This is a genomic window from Brevundimonas sp. 357 (assembly GCF_003938605.1).
Lineage (GTDB): Bacteria > Pseudomonadota > Alphaproteobacteria > Caulobacterales > Caulobacteraceae > Brevundimonas.
Genome location: NZ_RHWX01000013.1, coordinates 1 through 21,833, shown reverse-complemented (window position 1 = coordinate 21,833; position 21,833 = coordinate 1). Strand labels below are relative to the sequence as shown.

The following is a 21,833-nucleotide window of genomic DNA, read 5'->3' as shown; positions in this document are numbered from 1 at the left end:
GCGGCGTTTTTCTTTGGGCGGCGCATGTTGAAACCGCTCATCCCGGCGGACGCCGGGATCCAGTGCTTTGGCTGCCAACTCCAAGGCGGATAGCTGGCTCGCTCACCTCAGACGGCCGCGCGGGAGGCTCTTACTGGATCCCGGCGTCCGCCGGGATGAGCGGTGAGGAAGATTCAGGCGCCGCCCAATCGCTCCCACGCCTCGCCGACCGGCAGGATCTCCAGCCCCGCCGCCTTGGCCAGACGGATCAGGCGGTCCAGGTCTTCGGGCGTGCAGCCGTAGGGGGTGGGATCGCTCTCGACGTCATGGCCATAGGCGATCAGCCAGCCGGGCGCCTCGGCCGCGCGGGCGACCAGAGCCTCCAGGTCGTAGTGGGGCAGGCGGCGGGACTCCAGGCCGATGGCCTGAAGGTTGGCCCGGTCGGCGCGTCCGGCGTTGACCCCGTCGCGCACGCCGCGCCCCAGCAGGAACCGCTCGTCGATCACCGCCTTGGCGCCTAGAGCCACGTCGCCGAAGGGCCAGGCGAAGGTGGTCATGACGTGGCTGTCCAGCCGCTCGGCGACCCACTCGGCGTTGCGTGCCAACTGGCCCGTCAGGTCGGCGGGGCTCAGGCGCAGGGCGCTGACGTGGTCGAAGGTGTGGCAGCCGACCTCATGGCCCGCCTCATGCGCGGCCTGCAGGTGTTCGACCTCGAACTGGGCCTTGCCGATGTTCTCGCCGCCGCACAGGCCGCCCGCGACATAGTAGGTCGCCTTGATCCCGTGCTCGGCCAGGATCGGCCCCGCCTCGGTCCAGGCGCTGGCCGGGAAGTCGTCGAAGCTGAGGCTGAGAATCCCGCGCGCAGGCGCGACCGTCACCGGCCTGACGCCCAGGTAGCGCGCCGCCCGGCGGCGCATCTGATCGATCCGTTGCTGCATCATGGCCGCCTTCTAGCGCAGATGCGCTTGCGGAAGGGTGAAGGTTTCCACCGCCTCGCCTTGCTGGCGAAGCGTGGCGGCCCTATGGTCCGCGCCTCCCGAAATCGGACCGAAATGTCGACCGTGGCCGCTGCTGAACCTCTTTCGTTTCAGGATCTGATCCTGACCCTGCACCACTATTGGAGCGAGCAGGGCTGCGCCATCCTGCAGCCCTATGACATCGAGGTCGGCGCCGGCACCCTGCACCCCGCCACCGTGCTGCGGGCGCTGGGCAAGAAGCCGTGGAAGGCCGCCTATGTCCAGCCGTCGCGCCGTCCCGGCGACGGCCGATACGGCGAGAACCCCAACCGGCTGCAGCACTATTACCAGTATCAGGTCATCCTGAAGCCGAACCCCGACAACCTGCAGGAGCTGTATCTCAACAGCCTGCGCGCCATCGGCATTGACCCCAGCCTGCACGACATCCGCTTCGTCGAGGACGACTGGGAAAACCCCACCGTCGGCGCCTGGGGGCTGGGCTGGGAGGTCTGGTGCGACGGCATGGAGGTGACGCAGTTCACCTATTTCCAGGGCGTCGGCGGTATCGAGGTCGACGTCGTCTCGGGCGAGCTGACCTACGGGCTGGAGCGTCTGGCCATGTATGTTCAGGGCGTCGACAACGTCTATGACCTGAAGTTCAACAAGGAAGGCCTGACCTATGGCGAAGTCTTCCTCGAGAACGAGCGCCAGCAGTCGGAAGCCAACTTCCACGGCTATGACGTCGCCGCGCTGAAGCGCCGCTTCGAGGACATGGAGCGCGAGGCCGCCCACTTCCTGACCATGAAGGGGCCGCAAGGACAGCCGCTGGTGCTGGCCGCCTATGACCAGGTGCTGAAGGCTTCGCACCTGTTCAACCTGATGGACGCCCGTGGCGCCATCGCCGTCGCCGAACGCCAGAGCTACATCGGCCGCATCCGCGACCTGTGCAAAGCCTGCGCCCTCGCTCAAGTCGAACACGAACGGGCGACCGCCTGATGTCCCAGCTTCTCCTCGAAATCTTCTCCGAAGAAATCCCCGCCCGCATGCAGCCCGGCGCCGCGCGCGATCTGGAGCGCATGGCGTCGGACCGCCTGAAGGCCGCGGGCCTGACCTGGGAGGCGCTGACCACCTACGCCGGGCCGCGCCGCCTGACGCTGGTCATCGACGGCCTGCCCGCCGCCACGCCCGACCGCAATGAAGAGCTGAAGGGCCCGAAGACCTCGGCCCCCGCGCAGGCGCTGGAAGGCTTCCTGCGCAAGACCGGCCTGACGCAGGACCAACTGGTCGAGCGCGACGGCGTCTGGTTCGCCGAAATCAGCAGCAAGGGCCGCGCGACCACCGAGGTCGTGGCCGAGAGCGTCGACGACATCATCCGCCACTTCCCCTGGCCCAAGTCGATGCGCTGGGGCACGGGAACCCTGCGCTGGGTGCGGCCGATCAAGCGCATTCTGGCCCTGTACGACGGGGCGGTGATCCCGTTCGAGGTGGACGGCATCCCCTCGGGCGACGTGACCGAGGGCCACCGCTTTATGGGCGCGGGCCAGCCGTTCGCGGTCAAGGACTTCGCCGACTATCGCGCCAAGCTGGAGCGCAACTTCGTCCTGCTGGACGCCGCCGACCGCAAGCTGCGCATCCTCGAAGGCGCCAAGGCCGTGTGCGCGGCCAGGGGGCTGGCCCTGGTCGATGACGACGGCCTGCTGGACGAGGTGTCGGGCCTGGCCGAATGGCCGACGCCGATCCTCGGCGACATGGACCCCCAGTTCCTGGCCCTGCCGCCGGAAGTGGTCCAGCTGTCGATGAAGGTGCACCAGAAGTATTTCGCCGTGCGCGAACCGGGCAAGGAAGGCTTGGCGCCACACTTCGTCGTCGTCGCCAACGTCGAGGCGACCGACGGGGGGCAGGCTCTGGCGGCGGGCAACGCCAAGGTGCTGTCGGCCCGCCTCAGCGACGCCGAGTTCTTCTGGACCGAGGACCAGAAGGTCGGCTTCGACGCCTGGAACGCCAAGCTGAAGGACGTCACCTTCCACGCCAAGCTGGGCACGCTGGCCGAGCGGGTGGACCGCATCGCGGCGTTGGCGCGCGAGATCGCCCCGCTGGTCGGCGCCGATCCGGCGCAGGCCGAACAGGCCGCGCGCCTGTCCAAGGCCGACCTGGCCTCGGGCATGGTGGGCGAGTTCCCGGAACTGCAGGGGATCATGGGCGGCTACTACGCCCGCCTGGCCGGTCAGCCCGACGCCGTGGCCGACGCCATCCGCGACCACTACAAGCCGCAGGGACCGGGCGACACCGTCCCGAACGCCCCGGTCACGGTCGCCGTCGCCATGGCCGAAAAGCTGGACACCCTGGTCGGCTTCTTCGCCATCGACGAAAAGCCCACGGGCTCGAAAGACCCCTATGCGCTTCGCCGCGCCGCGCTGGGCGTGATCCGGCTGGTGCTGGAGAATGGGGTGCGGGTCGAGCTTTCGAATATCGTCATCCATGCAGGGCGGCGACTAATGGCTCAGCAGTTGGCTGGCCGCGCTGACAAGCTTGAGGCTTTCTTGGAGCCGCTTCGCAAGAGCGGCGACTTGGCAGACGATGGGCTGTTGCAACAGCTTTCAAGCGTATCTCAAAAGACTGCCGGTGTGCTTGTCGTTGATACGATTGAGAAAACGCCGCCTCAGGAGTGGGAGCGTCGACGCTCCCTCGATTTTGGGTTGTTTGTAATGGACCGCCTGACCGTTCTGCTCCGCGACAAGGGCCAGCGTCACGATCTCGTGGCGGCCGTCTTTGCGCTGGGCGACGACGATCTGGTGCGGATCGTGCGTCGGGTGGAGGCGCTGGCCGCCTTCCTGGCGACGGACGACGGGGCGAACCTGCTGGCGGGCTACAAGCGCGCCGCCCAACTGCTCAAGGCCGAGGAGAAGAAGGGACCGCTGCCGGAAGGCGCCGTCGCCACCGGCCTGCCGAACCAGCCGGCGGAAGAGACCGCCCTGGCCTTCGCCGCCGCCGCCGCCGCCTCGGCCGTGGACGCCGCGCTGGAGGCCGAGGACTTCGCCGCCGCCATGACGGCGCTCGCCGCCCTGCGCGGCCCGGTGGACGCCTTCTTCACCGCCGTCATGGTCAACTCGGACGACAAGGACGAGCGCGAAAACCGCCTGAAGCTGCTGGTTCAGGTGCGCGGCGTCATGAACCGCGTCGCCGATTTCGGCCAGATCGCGGGCTGACGCGCTCAAGCAGCCGAAGGCGTTAGCGAACGACATGATCCTTCTCCCCTTGTGGGAGAAGGTGGACGGCGAAGCCGGACGGATGAGGGGTGCGAGGGAAACGGGCTGACGGTCTCTTGTCAAACCTCGCGCCGCCACCCCTCATCCGGCCCTGACGGGCCACCTTCTCCCACAAGGGGAGAAAGCTCTGAGAGTGCTACCGCCTTCGGCTGCTTGAGCACCTTCTCCCGCAAGGGGAGAAGGATCAGGCCACCGCATAGAGGGCGGTGATCCCGTCCGGCTGGAAGTCGTGCTGCTCCAGCCGCTCCAGCGAGGCCAGGACGCGGGCCAGGAAGTCTTCGGGATCGCCGTCCTCGATCGCCGGGCGCAGCCAGTCGGTGACGACGGCGCGCGCCGGATAGGTTCCGACCGGGCCGGGGACGCTCAAGGCCACCTCGATACCCTCGGCGATCCAGCCCGCCACAGTGACGAAGAACTCCATCCCCGCTAGGAAGTCCGAGCGGCGCAGGACATAGAGGGTGATCACCCCGTCCTCGACCCCGTCGGGCCGCACGATCACGCCGCTGCGGTCCGGGCGCCAGTTGTCCGATAGTTCGACCGCGCGCCACAGGCAGAACCACACGCGGCAGGTCTGCGGCCGGATTTCGTGCACCGAGCATCCGGCCCCATCAACGCAATAGCCGCACAGCTCGCCCGTCGGCTTGGCCAGTTCGGGCAGGTCCAGCGGGATCACGCGACAGCACTCGACACAGCCGCCACAGGTCCGGTCGGGAAGAAGGGGAAGACTCATGCCCGCCCCTTAACCGAAAACCCGGCGAAAAGCGCCTGCGGTTCAGATCGGCGCCACGGTCAGTTCGATCAGGTCGGAATAGAGACCGGCCCGACGCCGCGCCGTCTCACCCACCTGCAGTTGTAGATCATATGCGTCTTCGCCCAGGCCGGTGCCCTTGCGGCTCTCTACCTGACCACCCGTGCCCAGGTTGATGGAACGGCTACCCAGGCTCAGGCGGTAGGGCACCCACCAGGACGAGTCCTCGGCCAGCACCAAGCGGCCCTTGTTGCGCGACGACACCGCGACGCGATAGCCGCCGGTGCTCTTGACCCACACCTGCAGCGGCAGATTGGTCCCGCCTTCGGCCAGTTCGCCCAGTTCGATCCGGCCGCCGCCGTCCGTGCGGGTGAATGCGCCGCGCAGGCCCATGACGGCCGACGGCTGGACGTTGAGCGCAAGCACCAGCAGCTTGTCCGCTGAAATGCGATTGTCCTTGGCGCGGAAGGCGAATTGCACCGGCTGTTCGAACAGACCGTCCTGGCTGAGTTGATCGACATCGACTTCGAGACGATAGCGGCGCAGGACGCGCGCGCCCGGCTGAAGCGCCAAGGCAGCGCCGCCTGGGCGGGCTTGGGATCGGCCCGCGACCGGGGTCAGGTTCGCCGCCGAAAACTCGTCCGTCAGGCTGTAGGGCAGGGTGGACCAGCGGCCGCTCGGTCCTGTGGTCGGCCGCAAACCGAACGGCTGTCCCACAGTGTTGACTTCCACCTCGCCCTCACAGGCGGCTGCACCGTCGTTTGACCAGGCGATGTCGAAGGTGGCGAAGGCCGCATCGTCGCCATAAGGGTCGTAGCCGCGGATCTCCCATCGCGCCTGCTGAGGCTCGATCCTCACCTGGCAACCGGGGGCCGGGCGCGACGCCTGCGCCGAGGCGGCTCCGGCCGCAGCAAGCGACGCGATCAGTGCCATGCCGGCGAAGGCGGTCGCCGCACGCTTTTGAAGAACGCTCATGCTCAATCTCCTTCGGGCGCAGCGATGTCGATGTGGACGACACGCAGATTGTAGAGGCCGTCATTGTCGCCCGGGACGGTAAAGTCGAAACCACCCCTGGGGTCAGTGAACAGTTCGACGCGATAGCGCCCGCCCGGCTTAAGCCCCTGGACGGCGAACCGACCGACGCTGTTGGTGAAGAAGGGCTGGGAAGGGGCGTCCGGTTCGTCCAGGGCGATCACGCGACCGCCGATCAGCGACAAGGGGGTCGGGCCGTCAGCGCCGCGCCCTGTTACGGATCCCACGGCGCTGACGAAGGCGTCCGAACCGATCTCGAAGGCGTAGCCGCTGCGATAGGCCGGCCGCACCCGCCGGACACCCTCGCCGATATCGTAGCCGGCCGGTACGTCGATGACGTCGTAATAGACGGAATCGTTCACATACGACCCCAGGTAGGGATAGAGCACCGGACCCAGCGGCCCGCTGGCGGCCGAATAGCGGCCGTCGCGCAGGACTTCGCCGGCGATGACCGGACGGCCTTCCAGGCTGGGGTGGCCGTACAGGATGGCGAAGCTGTCGGCGACGCGCCGGCCAATGGCGGCCTTGCCTCCCGCGAAGGCGATGGCGGTCGAGACGCTGGCCGTCGTGACCTGCTGGTCGCTGATGGAGCCGAAGTCCTGGCCGTATCCCGCGTGCGAGACCGAAGCGTTGAAGCGGTTGCCGACATAGTCGACGCCGCCCGTCAAACTGGCGGGGCCGTCGTCATAGGTGGCGATAGCGGAATAACCGATCGAACCCGCCAGATTCTCGGGGATCTTGTAGAAGGAGGCGCTGGCGCTGTTCAGGTTGGAATCGTAACGCGCGTCAGCGCGCACGTCGCTGGACGGCCGCCAGGTCAGGGCGAAGGTAAAGCCCCAGCCGTCGCGGTCGCGGCGGCCGCCGGGCGTGTCCTCATATTTGAGGTAGTTCACGCCCGCCTGGGCGCTCCACTGGCGACTGATGGCGTAGTTGGCCGTCAGGTCCGAGCGGAAGGAATCCCCCAGTCCGGCGTTGTCTCGCGATTTGTTGTAGGCCAAGCCCACGCTGCCGTAGAGACGATCGGAGAAGACGCGAGAATATTGGCCATAGGCCTGCCAGGCGATTGGGTTGGACGCGTCCGGGTCCGAAAGCGTCGCAAAGCCTTCCGACACATGTTCGAACTGGAGCGTGAAGAAGTCCGATGTCGTGGGGCGGTCGATGTAGAAGTCGTAGGCTGCGACCAGGGCGTAGCCGCTGCCGGCCGTGTTGCTGTTGCTGGCGCCGGCCTGAAGGTTCAGGCGCGACCCGTTGCGCAGGATGAACTGGGTCTGGGCGTTGGCCATCTGGACCCGTTCGCTGGCCTGAAACCCGACGCCTAATGCGGGCCTGTCGATGAAGGCTTTGCGCCAGTAGCCGGTGAACGCGAGGTCGCCATCCGAATAATCCGGCTGGCCGAAGCTGGGCCGCCCGACGACACCGAAGTAACCACCATACTCATATTCGCCGGGGTCGAGGTCGATCGAGTCGATATAGGCGCTGTAGCGATAGGACTGTGATGCGCCGGATCCGTCCACCACTACGACTTCCAGGTCGTTGCTGCCTGTCTGTACCGGCAGGTTGGAGAGGTCGTACTGGCCAGGATCCAGGCGCAGTTCGCGCACTAGGGCGCCATTGCGCAAGATACGGACGGTGGATTCGCTCTGCAGCAGCAGTTGGCGATCCTGACGGAACACGTTCGGACGATAAGGATCGAAACGCCGTCTTTGGCGCGTCACCCCGACGCCGCCCACATCGGCATACCCCTGCAATCCGCGGAACTCGGGGTTGAGGTCGCCGACGGTCCAGCGCCTGTATTCCTGCGGTTGATCATAGACAAAACGGGCGTAGCGCCTCAGCCATTCATAGTCGCCGGATCCCAGCGTTTCGCGTCCCTGAACTTCGGCTTCCAGAACCAGGCCCCGCCAGCGGCCGGCCCCGTTTAGATAAACATTCGGCGCGGGAGCTTCGCTGGTCGCGTGACGATAGCTCCAGGACGCCGCCGCGTTCAGAAAGGCCGAGAAGGGAAGGGGAGACACGCCTGCTTCTTCGGGGCCGCCGCGTTCGAACAAGACTTCCAGGCGGCGCAGGTTGGGGGCGATGCGCACTACCAGCAGAGACAGGGCCGTCGGATCGTATTCGAGCGAAACGCCCTGATCTGCCAATTCGTCGCCTTCGAAACCCTGCTGACCGGCCAGGTTCATCGTGAGCGCCGCAGCGGCCTCATCGGTTAGCAGGGGAGCGATCAGTTCAAGAAAGCCCGCTGAATCGACGATGAAACGGTCGTCGCGCGTTAGCGTTACCGGCACCTCCCCCAGCGGCCGCCGATTGAAGGTCAGAGGCGCGGTCAGGGTGATATCGCGGTTGTAGGGGTTGATGTTCGGCCGAACGACAGCCGCAGGCGCTGCGTCGGTCTGACCCGTGGACGCTGTCTGAACGTCTGCTTGATCCGGAGCCTGAAGCGTGGCGCCGGTTGCGACGCTTTCCTGAGGTGAATCCTGGAGCAAGGGAGGGGCCGTGATGATGGGCGCGTCCTCCGGGAGCGGAGCCGCTCTGGCGGGGGCCGCGCCGTTTGACGCCAGCACGGATGCCAGAATCGCCGTGGGGACCATGCGGGGCTTCATTGGCTGAAGCGCACCTTGATCGGCGCGTCAGGCGAGAAGGCGACGCTGGTGGGCAGATAGAAGGTCCGGTCGCCTTTCAGAGGTTCAAGATAGCCGGCGCCCACCGCCTCATTGACGGTGGAGGCGTCCAGTCGGATTTCCGTGCGGGTTCCGTCCGGGCCGCTTCCCTCGACCCACCATGTGGCGCCGCTCATCAGGGCGTAGCGGCGGCCGGCGTTGCGCACACGGACCTCGACGCCGGGAACCTTGTCGGCGGTCGGCGTGGGCGTAGCCTCACCGGTCCCGCCGAGGCTTTCATCAATCACTGGGGCGGCTGGGGCGGCGTCTATTTCGATCGCGCGAGCGCTGACCACGGACACGTCCGCCGTTGCGCCCGGAGGGGCTACGGTGACGAGCGACTTCATATGATAGACGACCTGAACCTGGGCGGCGAGGTCGCCGCTGGCGCCCTCTTCCAATTCGACGGGAAGCTGGCGAATGCCGACGTAATAGGCGCGCGATACGTCGATGTCGGGGTCTCCGACCCACTGGACCCGGATCACCTGGCGGCCGCGTACAGGCACGACGCCTTGCGGCGGGAAGACCAGGAAGTCCTCATCCGCGGGCGTTTCGACAAGCTTGCCGTCCTCGTCGAAGGAGATGCGCGTGATGCGCGTTTCATAGGGCAGCGCTTTGGCGGCGAGGTTCTGCACCTCGATCCGGGCGGAGGAGCCGGCGCCGCGCGAAGAAATTTCCGCGACCATGGGCGATACGCGCATCGCTTCGACGGCGGTGGCGGTGATTCCCAGGAACAGGGTAGCGGCCAGAATTAACCCGATACGGGATCTTTTCTTTGGTTGGTCGGCGCGCATCGCGGTCCGATATTTCAGCCCTAGTCCCATATTTATTCTCCCCCACGGCCTGCGCATTCGTGTACCGACGTCATGCAGAATTCGTGCCACTGATACGCGAATGACGTGCGTACTGATGCTTGAAGCCCGCCCGACAGGGCCGGGCGGGCTTCTTCTCGTCACTGGGCCGTTTTTAGATGGCGGCCAGTTCGATCGTCAGGGTGTCCTGATAGGTGCCCGAGACCAGCGACTTGTTCGGGACCGGCACGTTGATGTTGACGTTGAAGTGCGACTTCCAGGCGCCTTGGACCTTCAGGTCGCTGGCTTCGGTGGTGTCGACAGTCAGCGTTTGCGTCGAGGCGGTCGCCGAACCGGCGCCGGCGGGAACGCCGGTCCAGGTCGCATCCACCTTGTACGGCAGGTTGGCCTGGAACTGGGCGCCGTCGAAGGCGCCGGCGAAGTTGGACTTCATGCCGGCAATGCCGTTGGCCTTGGTGATGCGGACTTCGTTGCGGGTATTGCAGCCTGCAGTGTTGGTCTCGATCGAGGCGTTGGCGGCTCCGGCCATGTCGAAGGCGTCGTCAACGCCGCCGTTGTCCAGCGTGTTGATGCCGATCTGGCCGAAGTTCAGGACGGTGTTGATGTTGCCCGAGTAGAAGGAGCAGTCTTGCGAGACCTCGCCGCGCAGGGTGAAGCTGGCGGTGGCGTTGCCGGCGGTGCCGATGTTGTTGGCGACGCTGCCCGAGGCCGAAATCCACGACGCGACTTCCTCGCCGCCGAAGAAGGTCGACAGGGCGTTGGCGCTCTGGCCGGCGATGGCCGAGCCCTGGCCCGAGCCGCTGATGCTGCCGACGATCGGCAGGTGAGCCGCGCTCTGGCTGAAGCTGCCGGCCGAAGCGGCGGTCGCGGAGAGGGCCAGCACAGCGACGCCGGCGATCAGTTGATAGGCTTTCATTTCAGTCTTCCTCCAAGAAGTGCGCAGGATTGCGCCAGTCACACCCGCTTTGGCCGCGCCGCACACGCCGAGCTTCCGCACCGTCCGCTCAGCAGCCCCTCTGGGGCGCCAGGCATCCGCTCGACGCTCGATATGCGTTGCGTCCATCGCCGGTCCTTACAGCCTCGGTACGAGGCTGATCTCCACGGTTTCCCAGTAGCGCCCCGCCAACAGGCCGGCGCCTTCGGGCTCCATCATCTCGATGTTCAAGCTGCCGCCGTCGAAGGCGACGCCGCCACGGCTTGAGATCACTTGTCCCGCTTGCAACTGCCGGCTGGTGAAATCGCCCGCCGCCGCGCCGCCGCGCCCGCCGCGGCCCGGATGTCCGGTTTCGAGGGGCACGTTGATGGCGAGGCGATAGGCCGCCAGGCCGCTGTACGGCCCTTGTCCGCGGGGCAGGCTTTCATGCGCCAGTCCGCCATTGGCGGAACGCAGATTGATGTCGAACGGGACGTTGCAACTCAGGCCGAAGCGCGTCTCGACGGCCAGGCCGCTACGCCGCAAGTCGCCGAAATCGACCCCGCCCAGGGCGCCGATATCGCAACGCGGTGAAATCCGCCCGACGGCTTCGAGCGTCAGTGACTTGCGTCCGGCGTCGTCCGCCTTCGCCGTCGTACCCGCGACGGCCAGCATGGCGACTGCAAGCATACAGGCTGTTCGCATCTGCTCCCCGGCGTCGGTCGCCGCTCCCTCGTTCGAGGGCTAAGGAGCACGTTAGGCTTTTGTTAATCGTCCCCCATTTGGGGTACGCGCTCGAAGAAAAAATAGTTAATTTCATGATTATTCGATGAAATTCGCCGCGTAAGCGAATTGGGGCGGCCTTCCCCCTTGTCGAATTCGTTGACGGAGCCCCGGCATGAAAACCCTTTTGGCGGCCCTTTACGCTCTGGCGTTTGTCGGTGAGCAGGACGCCGCTACGCCTGATGCTGCTCCTGCGGCTGTCCTTGAGGTTCAACATCGAGCGGACGCTGTCGGTGATCGACGCGTCTTCGTCAGCGAGACCGAACTCACTTCATCCGGGGCGGGCGGCGACGCGCGTCAGGTCAACCGCCAGAAATTCGAGCTCGAGACCATGGCGGCCTCAACCGAGGGAGTGACGCTCCGGTTCCGGCTGTTGGAGGCCTCATTGACTGACAGCAGCGCTCCCGATCTGGAGCGTCTTCTCAAAGCCTGGATCGGGGTGGACGTGGTTATCTCTGCGGATAGCGCTGGGCGGCCGATTGCGTTCGAGGATTGGCCGGCCGTACGAGACGCCTACGCCGCTCGGCTTGGTTCCCTCGGACTGACGAAGGGTGAGCGGGACGTCTTGGTGGCGGGGCTCGACACGTTGTCGTCAGAGGTTCGGCTTTCCCAACTGTTGAGCGATGTGGCCCTCCTGGCGGAGATGCAGCCGCGCCAGCCCTTGACCGAAGGGCGTTTCGAGCAGCCGGTTCAGAGCGCGGGCGAAACCTCCAGATCAGGGGTGCAATCGGTTTCCCGATCCGTTGACGGATGCGGGCTTCTGCTCACGCGATCGCTCAGTGCGGAAGGGCCGGGCTCTGCCGGTGCGGCGGACAGCATGAAGCGGGATACGCGCGCGACCCTTTACGTGACGGATGGATGGGTTTCTGAAGTCAGCCGTACGACCACGATGCGCGTGGGCCATGAACGTTCGGATGAGGTTGTACGTATCGTGCGTGACCCGCCGCCGCCGTGTCCTGCAGCCTGATCATCATTGACGGATCAGGACAGTCGGAAGGGCGATATCTTGGCGAACATCTCTTCGCGGCTGCTGACCCCCAGTTTGGCGTAGGCGCGTTTGACGTGCGTGCGGGCGGTTTCCAGGGTCACGCCGAGGTCGTGTGCGGCTTCCGTCACTGTAGCGCCGTCGACCAGACGTTTCAGCAGGGTCGTCTCCGCCGAGGTGAGGTCGAGCGCGGGGCCGAAATCGGCCCATAGGCGGCGTGATCCTGCGGTGTCGCTGAAAGCCAGGATGACTGCGTCGGCTTTGCCGAGCGCGATCCGCACAGCCCGGATGATCAGGCAATCTCCGCCGCCGTCACGTCGCGCCAGAACCCAGGCTCTAGGCTCGTCACCCAGATTCTCGAGAAAGGCGGCGAAGGCGAACAAGCCGGTGCGTTGTGCGAAGCTCAGCCGCCCGCCGACCTCTCCAAGATCTCGGTCGATGTCCAGAAGCCGCCGCCCTTCGTCATTGCTCCACAGAAGGTGGAGGCTGGGCGTAATGATCATCGCAGCGCGGCTGCAGCTTCTGCTCCAGGCTTCAGAGCAGGCGGCTTCATTGACCGATTCAATTTCATAGAATCGACGCGCCTCTGCCGTTCCCTGCAGGCCCACCCCGTTCCCTCCGTCGACAATCTGGCGTCCGCAGACCCCATCTCGCTTCCCTCGACATTATATCGATCAGCGAACGACGTCATTATGTAAAATCGAAAGAGGGGATTGTAAATTTTCAAGCCCGTGCAGCGCCCAAGGGTAATCCGCAAGCAGGCAAACAAAACCCCCCGCCGACGTATCGGCGGAGGGGGGCTAGGGTTGAGCGTTCGGATCAGATTGGCTGGATCGTCAGGGCGAGGATCAGCGGCTCTTCCAGCTGTACGTCGTCGAAACGGTAGGCGATGGTGCGGATAGCGGCCATGTTGGAGCGACGCAGTTCCAGGTTGCCGCTCTTGGTCAGGTTTAATGACCGTTCGCCATAGGTCATGCGCGCCTTCTCCGTCTGTTTGAGCGGTCGGTAGGCCGCTGAGACGGTGAAGCCTCCGGGGCTGTTGCAGGCTTCGATCACCGAACCTGTCCGACCGGTTTCCGCCACGACGGTCGCGTCGGGCCTCACCCAGCACGCGACCGGTACGACCGCGCGCAGTTGATAGGAACCGCCAGCCTTGGGGCCGGCCGAAGCGATCTGCGGCGAAGCGAAAGCCGTCATGGCGATGGCGACGGCGGCGAGAAGCGCGTGGCGGCGCGATCGCATCAACTTGGTCATGGCGTCCTCATGGGCTCCTGATTGCAACAGGACCATAAGGGAGGGGCTCTTAACGCTCGCCGATCAGACAGCCTTAGCGGGCGCTTAAACGCCATCGTGAATCAGCGTTAAGTTTCATTATCTTGGCGGGCAAGAAAAGATACTCTGGCCAGCCGTGCCGGAAACGCGCCGGTCCAGCGGAGCCTTCGTCTGATCGTGAACGGGCGGTGAACCGTGTAACGTCGGCGCTTGGTCGAATGTCACGTCCTACGGCGTCACGGCGGCCGGTACGTCCAGCAGGCGGCGCTTCTGAACTTCATACTCATCGCCGGAAATGGCGCCGCTGTCACGCAGCGCTGCGTACTTGGCCAGTTCATCAACGGACGCGGCGCGCGGTGCGGGGCTGGAGTTCAGGCGTTGCATGAGCGTGTTATTGTGCTCAGCCACCATGCCGCCCAACGTGAAGAGGTCGATGAGCAACCAGATTCCGAGCGGGATGAGGAAAAGCAGCCCAAAACCTAGAAACCAAATCGTGGTCCAGCCGAAAAACGACAGGAGCAATTGGGTCACGGCGGAGCCTGTGCGGCCGATGTAGAAGCGGTGCCCGCCGAAGCCGCCGGCGAGGAACCACAACAAATACGCGACGCCAGCCGATTTCTTGTTGGCCTCGAAGGTCATAATCGCCTGGGCGTCGGCGCTCAACGGGCTGTTCGTCATGGATTTTGTTTCCCAGCAGTGACGTCGTTCTTTCAGGCGCGCGCGCATGTCAACGAGGAGGCTTGCCTGCAACATGGTCACGCGCATGTCCCTCCGGAGGGCGGCCGCGGCTGTTCTTGTCGATGGGCGCGTCCGCGATGATGAGGCGTCTCCAGACGAGAAGGCGGGGACGTTCTCACCGAGGTTCGAAAGAATGAGGTGCGCAGGCGGGGATCAGCGGCTGCTGACGCAAGACGCTTTCGCTATGATTGGCGACATGCAACACGCACAAGCTTTGGTCAGCCAGGCTGGGAAGTCAGCCAAATCGAATGGTAACGGACTGAAAATGGGAGAAATGGCGATGGTGTGGCGGACAGAGAGGAACTCGTTTTTTCTTGTAAATCCAAAACCTTGATGCGTCTAACGGGGTGTAGCCCCTATACTGAAATCCTTGAGGATTTTCCCCGTTTGGCTAACCCAGCGGGAGACATCTTGGCCGCGAAAAACCCCGCCAGCGTTGCAGCGCTTGGCGGGGTTCGAATGGGCTTGGCACAACACTCAAGGCCACAGGGATTCTACGCCCTGCTCGGTTCGGTCGCAACGCCGGAGGCTTGCCGATGAGCCGCCGTCTCGATCCCGAAAACTTCGTGGCCGAGAAACTGGCCTGGCATCAGCGGATCGCCAGCGATCCCACGATCAGCCTCCCGGCCAAGGCCGTCGCGGGGTTTATCCTCCACGACCTGAACCCCTGCGAAGGCGGTGCCTGGCGTGGCCAGGAGAGCATGGCGACCAGTCTTGGGGTCAGTCCCCGCCAATTGCGCCGCCTCCTCGACGAGCTTCAAGCCGCCGATTACCTAGAGGTCGAGGTCCGCCGTGGGCGTGGTCGTACCAACATCTGCCGCGCAATCATGCCCGGTGAGGTGGTTGAGGCGCCGCAAAAGCGGTCATCCGTGACCGCTCAAACCCGCAAAAACCGGTCACAGGTGACCGCTCAAGCGCCAGGAAACTGGACATTGGCGACACGAAAACCGGTCACCGATGACCGACAATACCTTTATGACCCCATTAAAAAATTTCGCGTCGCGACAAACCGTCAGTCGGACGGCAGCGCAGGGACGCCGGCGCGGGGTGCTCCGTTCGTTCAGGCTGACATCCGACAGGCGGTCGTTCAGATCGTGGGTGAAGCTGCGACGGTGAGCTATCTGGATCGCGCCAGATGGGAGCCCGACGGCCAGCTCATCGTCTGCTCCAGTCCTACCGCATTCGGTCGGCTGAAAGACCTTGTCGGTCGCCCGCTTGCAGAGAGAGGCGTGTCTATCGCTCTGCACTGCGAAGCCACACGCCTCGCGGCCTGATCGGGGCCTTGCGGCGAATGTTTGCGATATTCCCTGCAAATGTTGCGTTGATTGAGTCTTGTCCTTGCGGCGAATAATGTCCACATTCACCGCATAAGGTGCGGCAAATATGACCTATATTCACGAACTGGCCGACTGGCCAAACCTGACTTGGGACGACAGCGCCCTTGCCCAGCCGCTTGCCGCTGTGCGCCATCGCCAGGGCCGGCTGATCGGGCGGATGGAGGCTTTGGGCTTTGCGCTTCGTGAAGAGGCCGTCCTCCGCACCCTGACCGAGGACGTGTTGAAGTCCAGTGAGATCGAGGGTGAAGTCCTTGACCGCGAACAGGTTCGCTCCTCCATCGCCCGCCGCCTGGGCATGGACGTCGTCGGTCTGGTTCCTGCGGATCGCGATGTCGAGGGCGTCGTCGAGATGATGCTCGACGCCACTCAGAACTATGCTCAGCCGCTCACGGCCGACCGCCTGTTCGGTTGGCACGCTGCGCTGTTCCCGACTGGGCGCAGCGGTATGAGCCGGATTACCGTCGGGGCTTGGCGGACGCCAGAGGGTGACCCGATGCAAGTGGTGTCCGGTCCGATTGGGCGCGAGCGCGTCCACTACGAAGCTCCGTCCGCCGACCGTCTCGACGCCGAAATGATGGCCTTCTTGCACTGGTTTGAGACCGCCACGCCCGACCCGGTGCTGAAGGCCGGGGTCGCCCACCTGTGGTTCGTCACCAATCACCCCTTCGACGACGGCAATGGCCGCATCGCCCGGGCCATCGCGGACCTCGCCCTGGCTCGCGCTGAAGGCACCTCTCAGCGGTTCTACAGCATGTCCGCCCAGATCCGTGCGGAGCGGAAGGCCTACTACGAAATGCTGGAAGCGACCCAGAAAGGCGATCTGGACGTCACCGCTTGGCTGCTCTGGTTCATCGCCTGTCTCGACCGCGCCTTCGACGGCGCCGAGACGATTCTGGCCAGCGTCATGCGCAAGGCTCGCTTCTGGGAGGCCTTGGTGGATCATCCGCTGAATGAACGCCAGAGGAAGGTGCTGAACCGCCTACTCGACGGCTTTGAGGGCAAACTGACCAACGCCAAATGGGCGGCGCTGGCGAAGACTTCGTCTGACACCGCATTGCGGGACATCAGCGACCTGATGCAACGAGGAATTCTAGAGAGGGATGCCGGGGGCGGACGGAGTACGAGCTACTGCCTCGCTAGCAACAACCTCTCGACTTGAGGAGGCGCAAAAACCGCGCGTGACTCATCGCGGTCTTTGGCGGCGTCCGCTGGGGGCAATGCGTCGATCGGCTACCTCACCCCGAGGATTTTGTCGCCAGTCTGATCGCAACAGGCCGACCCGCTGCGCAGTATGAAAGCTGCGCGGCCCGGCCAGTTACTCACCCCACGCTGCTCTGGTCACCGCTGGATGAAAACTCAGGAGCACGTCATCCTAATCCATGGAGCGACCCATTTGAGACGCCCTTTGACTTCTCGGGTCAGGGATCTCGCCAAGGGCATGCCCTGGCGAGTTCCCTGACCTGAAAGGGCTACTGGCCGCCCTTCTCCTTTGCCACGATCTGAAGCCGGTTCCGCTCAAGTCGGGCCGTGACTTTAGAAGCCTCTGTTTTGATGCCAGAGGCTGTCTTCGCCTTCAGCCGGGCAATCGCCGTACTAACCACCGAAACGAATTCCTTCCGGTCGGCCTCTACGAGCCGGTTGTAGGTGTACGTCTCAGCCGCGTTTCGGATCGCGACATACTCGGCGTAAGTCGATTTGCCTTTGATGTTCTCGAAAAGGGGCTTCATGTCCTCCGGCAGGCCAGCATATGACAGATCCATAAGCATAGAGAGTCTAAGGAATGACATAAATCCAGACTCACTCACCCTATCCCCAGATTTTATCTGAGCGCGAAGTTTATCCGTATTCATATAGTTAGAAATCATCCTGGAAACACCCATGGGCATCATTACTTGAAGGGCGCGGTATCTATCCGGCATTTCCAAATTCATAAGACCTGGAATTTTGTATTCAACCTCGTCTATCTTTACGTAGCCCTTGTCTGCCAGTGTTGGAATTATGTTAAGGCTGAACTGTAAAAATTCTAGCCAGCATTCAAGTGCGTTGTTAAGATGTCTTTCTTTGTCGGACTTGAGGAGGTAATCGCAAGAGCGGACCATTGATGAATAAAGTATGAGCGCATAAAGCCACTGGCTTTCTGGTGTATCGAGTTTAGGGCGATAAACTTCTTGGCGGCCCCCAATGTCCTTTGGTGTTTCGCCGTCAAGAAGGTGGTCTCTATCCTCGTCTGAAAGCTGTGGCGAGAGCACGGTATGCTCGTAATCAGCAAGCTCTTCCTGACTGGCACCGCCCCGCGTAACAACGACCTTATCCAGCGAGAAACCCGCGTCTCGCGCAAATATCTGCTTCGACACCAGATGGTCGCGGATTTCTCCAATACGGGTTGCAATCTCGTCAAGTAGAGAAGCGTCTTCTCTCGATTGGGCAAAGTAAAGAGAGATTTCGTTCTGGTATTCTAGGTATCTCTCTTTATCGACAATGTAATCTCTAAATGATTTGTTGTTCAGCATCTTTTTGGAAATGAAAAATTCCAAAAAGCACATAAATCCAAATCGAACTTGGCCGTTAGATTCCGTTAGAATTGATGACCTGTAGAAATGGTCGAGAAGATCTCTTACCTTTACCTCAAATCCGTGTGCATCCATGTGATCCTTGACGATCTGGAATGCCTCGTTTTCTGAGATCACATACTTATCATTCGTCGCCATCCAGTACGAAATGTCAGCAAGACATCTCACCTTGTTGCTGAAGTCAAATGCTCCAACCTTGATGTCCCCCTCTGAGAACTTCTCAAGTTTTATCTCGACTAGGCGCTCTAGAAAATTAGCCTTGTTTGTGAACTTTAGAGCGCCCTCGGTCCCATAGATTTCCATGACCGAACTGATGGTGAACGCCGTCAGTGGGAGGTTATTGGAAACAAGCTCCCTCATGATTTCCCGGATCAGGGTGTCTTCATCGCTCTTCGGTAGGTTTGCCTTTGTCTTAACAATTGCCCGGATTTGACCACGCTTGAGTTGGATGACGCGTGTGCTGAGGAACGGGATTTCAGCGGGGACGAACGATGCAAATCCCAGTTCGCTAATCGCCTTGGTTTTGTAGGCAACAACAAACCGAGTCATCGGGAATTCGGTGACGGCGGCCTGAAGGCACTCCACCGACTCTGACGTTACGACGAAATCGTCGATGAGGACTTCCAAGGCTCCCCGACGCAGCAAGTCGGTCGCGCTGAAGCCGTCAGGAAGGGCGATGGATCGGTTAACGAGGCGACTAAAGGCTTTCGGACCCTTCGGTAGATCGCCCCAATGAACGTATGCCGGGACACGGTCGTAGGGGCCAGGGCAAGTCGACCTCAGCTTGGCCCAGATCAACAGCGCAGTGGATTTTCCGCTCTCCGTTTGTCCCTGGATCAGGACGTGATCCGGAAGGGCAGCAAGCTCATCGAGAGAGTTCACTTCTCTTCGTTGTGTCGCACCCACCTCCGCCGTTAGCGAGGTCACTTGGCCTTCAAGTTCGAAGTTCGGGGTAATCGGCTCCCCGAAAAAGCTTAGGCGCTTTAGGTGGGCCTCTAGCTTCTCCGAGACCGCCTGCAAGCCGTCACCTGCTGACCAATCCAGCAGCTTTTGTCGGTTGAAGCGGGGAGTGTGGGTTAAGAAGTGCTGTCGAGCTCCGGGCGACGAGTAGTACGTCCCATGGTCGTAATGCTGAAGCGCCAAGTCGAACTTGACCCTGTCGTTATAATAGGACCGATGATGAACCTTGTAGATGCGTTCCTCTCTGTCCAGGACCACAACGGCGTAGCCCTTATAGTCTTTCTCCTTGTGAGATTTGTAGAACAGGGCTCCAGACTGGTTGGTCATACGAGCGCTGTCGTCTTCAAAGGCAGTCGCCGGCTTCGGCGCATGCATGTGACCGTAGGCATGCAAGTGCGCCTGGCCTAGGCGTTCACCGCGAAAGCGACTTTCGAGCGCCGGGTTCAGTGAGGCGGGCGGGTGGTGGCCGAAAACGATATCGGGCCTAAACCGGGACAGTGATTCCGGCCCATTCAAGAGAAAGGCTTCTGGGATAAGCAGTTGGCGCTCATCGCGCGGGAACCCCTTCAAACCACCAAAGGAAAGGGTTGCAGTGTTAATCCCCGCCAGCCGCAGATCGAGCTCGGGAATTTCGTACAAGCTTATGAGACTCGATCGCTTAATCGTTGACGCGTTGTCGAGCCGGTTTTCGTACTCAAGGTAATTCTTGAAAGCTTCATCTGCGTACCTGGCCAAGTCCCCGGACTCGTAGGCTTTGGACATCGCGTCGACTGCGTCGGGCGATGTTCTGAGACCCTCTACAAAACTGCGCTGACGCTCAGCCACGCCACGATGGACATCGTGATTTCCAGGGCAGACGAACATGCGATCTTTGGTAAGGCCGGTAGCTTCGGCCACGCGCGAAAAAACCATCTCGTGGAAGTCCGAGTAGGCGCAGTCGTCGGCAGCGTAGAGGAGGTCCCCGGTGAACAGGCACACGTCAGGAGCTAGCTCGGTGTGTCTCAACGAGCGCAGGTCTTCGACGAGGGCGGTTACCACCACATCTTCGCTGCTTCCCGAACTGGTTGCGTGGTGAAAATCACTCAGATGGAGGATGTTCAGGAAGCGATTTTTCATCATGGAAACCGATGTGAAAGCGACCGTTTGGCGCGCGCCGATCAACGTTAGATTGGCTAGTGTCTCTGATTCGGAGGGGGCGCAAAGAGTTGTGAGGCAGGTGCGCTGCTCCCCCTGAAGGCGAAGAACCACCCGAAACGCGTCCCTGGGTTTCCCGATAATCCTACGCGAACGTTAACGCGATTTGATGTTTTGATGCAGACCCGCGTAAGGTGTGCGGTGCCGAGCACAATCAGAATGTTCACTTCCGCGCCGGTACCAATGTCCGCAACTGGCGGATTTCGTCGAAAAACGCGGCGTCCGGCAATTGGCGTGAGGGCGGCACGCTGATTCACTCTGGTCGTTGAGACGGGAGGAGCGGCGATGATGCCCGCAGCCGCGTTCGACGACATACGGCGAGCCGGTCGAAGGCTTGTTTATCGGTGGGATGTTGATGTCGAGGACGTATCAGCCGCGCCGAGGTGGCGAGAAATAACCACAGAGGTGGCTGTCCATAGCGGGAGTTTATCTTGGCTCCGATCGTGGCGCGCTGTCTTCTGGCCGCCAACCCGCCGTTAGGCTAAGCCCGGTACGGGAGGCGTCATGGCGAATATCACACGGGCCCGTACGGGCGAGTTTCTGCGCAAGCTGTTCGAAGTGCTGATGGCCGAGCCTGAAGGCATGCACGCGTCAGCGGCCATCGACCTGGTCCGATCCGCGACGAAGTTGAGCGACTATGAGGCCGGTTCCTATCCGTCCGGCGGGCAGAGGTTCGAGAAGATCCTGCGGTTTGCGACCGTGGACGGCGTGAAGGCGGGGTGGTTGCGCAAGGACGATGGCGTCTGGACCGTCACCGACGCGGGCGCGAAAGCCTACAACGATTTCGTGAACCCGGAGGCCTTCTACAAGGAGGCGTGCCGCCTGTACGCGATTTGGAAAGCGGAGAGGGATGCGACCTCGGCGGTGCCGGTCAGCCCGGCTGTCGAGCCTGAGGCGATCGAGGATGCGGCTGAAAAGCTCAGCGTGACGGTCGAGTCCGCGCAGGATCACGCCTGGGCCGAAATCTCGGCCTTCCTGCACGCCAGCGACCCGTTCGAGTTCCAAGAGATGGTGGCCGATCTGCTGCGCGGCATGGGCTATCACGTCCCGTGGGTCTCGCCGCCGGGCAAGGATGGCGGGGTCGATGTGATCGCCTTCACCGATCCGCTTGGCGCCGCTGGACCGCGCATCAAGGTCCAGGTGAAGCGCTGGCAGTCCAAGGTCGATAGTGACGGCTTGAAGTCCTTCCTGGCCTCCCTCTCGAACGGCGATGTGGGCCTGTACGTTTGCCTGGCCGGCTTCACCAAGGACGCTCAGGACTACGCCCGCAATCAGGAGAACCGCCGCGTCACCCTGATCGACGCACGCCGTTTCGTCACCCTGTGGGTCGAGACCTACGACAAACTGGCCGATGAGGCGCGCCGTCGCCTGCCGCTGGTGCCGGTCTATTTCCTCGCGCCCCAGGACTGACGGCGCTTCCGCGCCGCCCTGACCGCAATCGATTTCCGTCTCTGGATTGATGATGAACCCTACTGAGATCGCCGACGCTCTGGACGCCCTGGCCCAGCAACCGTTTGTGCCTGTGACGTGCCCCTGAGAATTTCCTCCACGCGGAGTGATCTGCTCCCCGAAAACTGGATCACCGGACGTTAGAGTTTTCCGCTGAGATTTCCCTGGCTGGGAAGGAGCGG

At 62.9% G+C, this 21,833-nt stretch carries 17 protein-coding genes; 6 read left to right on the top strand and 11 right to left on the bottom strand.

What is annotated here, in order from left to right:
- Nucleotides 1-173: 173 nt before the first annotated feature.
- The gene (locus EGK63_RS12185; protein ID WP_125901714.1) at nucleotides 174-920 is read right to left on the bottom strand and encodes a polysaccharide deacetylase family protein; all 747 of its coding nucleotides are present in this window, start codon (nucleotides 918-920) and stop codon (nucleotides 174-176) included.
- A gap of 111 nt (nucleotides 921-1,031) precedes the next feature.
- On the opposite strand from EGK63_RS12185, the gene EGK63_RS12180 reads away from it, so the two are divergent.
- On the top strand, nucleotides 1,032-1,931 hold the full coding sequence (locus EGK63_RS12180) for a glycine--tRNA ligase subunit alpha (RefSeq protein ID WP_003165881.1): 900 nt from the start codon (nucleotides 1,032-1,034) through the stop codon (nucleotides 1,929-1,931).
- Nucleotides 1,931-4,141, top strand: a complete 2,211-nt coding sequence (glyS, locus tag EGK63_RS12175) for a glycine--tRNA ligase subunit beta (RefSeq protein ID WP_125901713.1) — start codon at nucleotides 1,931-1,933, stop codon at nucleotides 4,139-4,141. Before EGK63_RS12180 ends, glyS begins: the two co-directional genes overlap by 1 nt.
- 244 nt (nucleotides 4,142-4,385) lie before the next feature.
- On the opposite strand, the gene EGK63_RS12170 is transcribed toward glyS, so the two are convergent.
- The 6 genes from EGK63_RS12170 to EGK63_RS12145 all read right to left on the bottom strand — a co-directional run bounded on the left by EGK63_RS12170 (nucleotide 4,386) and on the right by EGK63_RS12145 (nucleotide 11,038).
- Nucleotides 4,386-4,931 carry a hypothetical protein gene (locus EGK63_RS12170; protein WP_125901712.1) on the bottom strand — a complete coding sequence of 182 codons (546 nt, stop codon included), beginning with the start codon at nucleotides 4,929-4,931 and terminating at the stop codon, nucleotides 4,386-4,388.
- 42 nt (nucleotides 4,932-4,973) lie between these two features.
- Complete coding sequence (locus EGK63_RS12165; protein WP_125901711.1) at nucleotides 4,974-5,924, bottom strand: hypothetical protein; 951 nt, start codon at nucleotides 5,922-5,924, stop codon at nucleotides 4,974-4,976.
- A 2-nt stretch (nucleotides 5,925-5,926) separates the two neighbouring features.
- Entirely contained in the window at nucleotides 5,927-8,464 is a 2,538-nt protein-coding gene (locus EGK63_RS12160; RefSeq protein WP_165906603.1) for a fimbria/pilus outer membrane usher protein, read from the bottom strand.
- Between the two features lie 113 nt (nucleotides 8,465-8,577).
- Nucleotides 8,578-9,489 carry a molecular chaperone gene (locus tag EGK63_RS12155; protein ID WP_125901709.1) on the bottom strand — a complete coding sequence of 304 codons (912 nt, stop codon included), beginning with the start codon at nucleotides 9,487-9,489 and terminating at the stop codon, nucleotides 8,578-8,580.
- A 115-nt stretch (nucleotides 9,490-9,604) separates the two neighbouring features.
- A complete protein-coding gene (locus tag EGK63_RS12150; protein WP_165906602.1) occupies nucleotides 9,605-10,366 on the bottom strand; it encodes a spore coat protein U domain-containing protein in 762 nt (253 codons plus the stop codon).
- Between the two features lie 156 nt (nucleotides 10,367-10,522).
- Nucleotides 10,523-11,038 carry a hypothetical protein gene (locus tag EGK63_RS12145; protein ID WP_125901707.1) on the bottom strand — a complete coding sequence of 172 codons (516 nt, stop codon included), beginning with the start codon at nucleotides 11,036-11,038 and terminating at the stop codon, nucleotides 10,523-10,525.
- Nucleotides 11,039-11,261: 223 nt separating this feature from the next.
- Here EGK63_RS12145 and EGK63_RS12140 point away from each other — a divergent pair, with 223 nt between their 5' ends.
- Nucleotides 11,262-12,113 carry a hypothetical protein gene (locus EGK63_RS12140; protein WP_125901706.1) on the top strand — a complete coding sequence of 284 codons (852 nt, stop codon included), beginning with the start codon at nucleotides 11,262-11,264 and terminating at the stop codon, nucleotides 12,111-12,113.
- Between the two features lie 14 nt (nucleotides 12,114-12,127).
- On the opposite strand, the gene EGK63_RS12135 is transcribed toward EGK63_RS12140, so the two are convergent.
- From EGK63_RS12135 to EGK63_RS12125, 3 genes are all read right to left on the bottom strand, one after another.
- Nucleotides 12,128-12,634, bottom strand: a complete 507-nt coding sequence (locus tag EGK63_RS12135) for a helix-turn-helix transcriptional regulator (protein ID WP_125901705.1) — start codon at nucleotides 12,632-12,634, stop codon at nucleotides 12,128-12,130.
- 316 nt (nucleotides 12,635-12,950) lie between these two features.
- Nucleotides 12,951-13,385 (bottom strand): hypothetical protein, encoded by a 435-nt coding sequence (locus EGK63_RS12130; protein ID WP_125901704.1) that lies wholly within the window; start codon nucleotides 13,383-13,385, stop codon nucleotides 12,951-12,953.
- A gap of 246 nt (nucleotides 13,386-13,631) precedes the next feature.
- Entirely contained in the window at nucleotides 13,632-14,168 is a 537-nt protein-coding gene (locus EGK63_RS12125; protein WP_207896376.1) for an NINE protein, read from the bottom strand.
- Nucleotides 14,169-14,677: 509 nt separating this feature from the next.
- Between EGK63_RS12125 and EGK63_RS12120 the strand changes: the two genes are divergently transcribed.
- Together EGK63_RS12120 and EGK63_RS12115 are read left to right on the top strand one after the other, a co-directional pair.
- Nucleotides 14,678-15,415, top strand: coding sequence for a hypothetical protein (locus EGK63_RS12120; RefSeq protein ID WP_125901703.1), 738 nt, complete (start codon nucleotides 14,678-14,680; stop codon nucleotides 15,413-15,415).
- A gap of 109 nt (nucleotides 15,416-15,524) precedes the next feature.
- Nucleotides 15,525-16,637 (top strand): Fic family protein, encoded by a 1,113-nt coding sequence (locus EGK63_RS12115; RefSeq protein WP_125901702.1) that lies wholly within the window; start codon nucleotides 15,525-15,527, stop codon nucleotides 16,635-16,637.
- 310 nt (nucleotides 16,638-16,947) lie between these two features.
- Here the strand turns inward: EGK63_RS12115 and EGK63_RS12110 are convergent, their stop codons facing one another.
- On the bottom strand, nucleotides 16,948-20,127 hold the full coding sequence (locus EGK63_RS12110) for a metallophosphoesterase (protein WP_125901701.1): 3,180 nt from the start codon (nucleotides 20,125-20,127) through the stop codon (nucleotides 16,948-16,950).
- Between the two features lie 579 nt (nucleotides 20,128-20,706).
- Between EGK63_RS12110 and EGK63_RS12105 the strand changes: the two genes are divergently transcribed.
- Nucleotides 20,707-21,612: a restriction endonuclease gene (locus tag EGK63_RS12105; RefSeq protein ID WP_125901700.1), complete on the top strand. Its 906-nt coding sequence runs from the start codon at nucleotides 20,707-20,709 to the stop codon at nucleotides 21,610-21,612.
- Nucleotides 21,613-21,833: the final 221 nt, after the last annotated feature.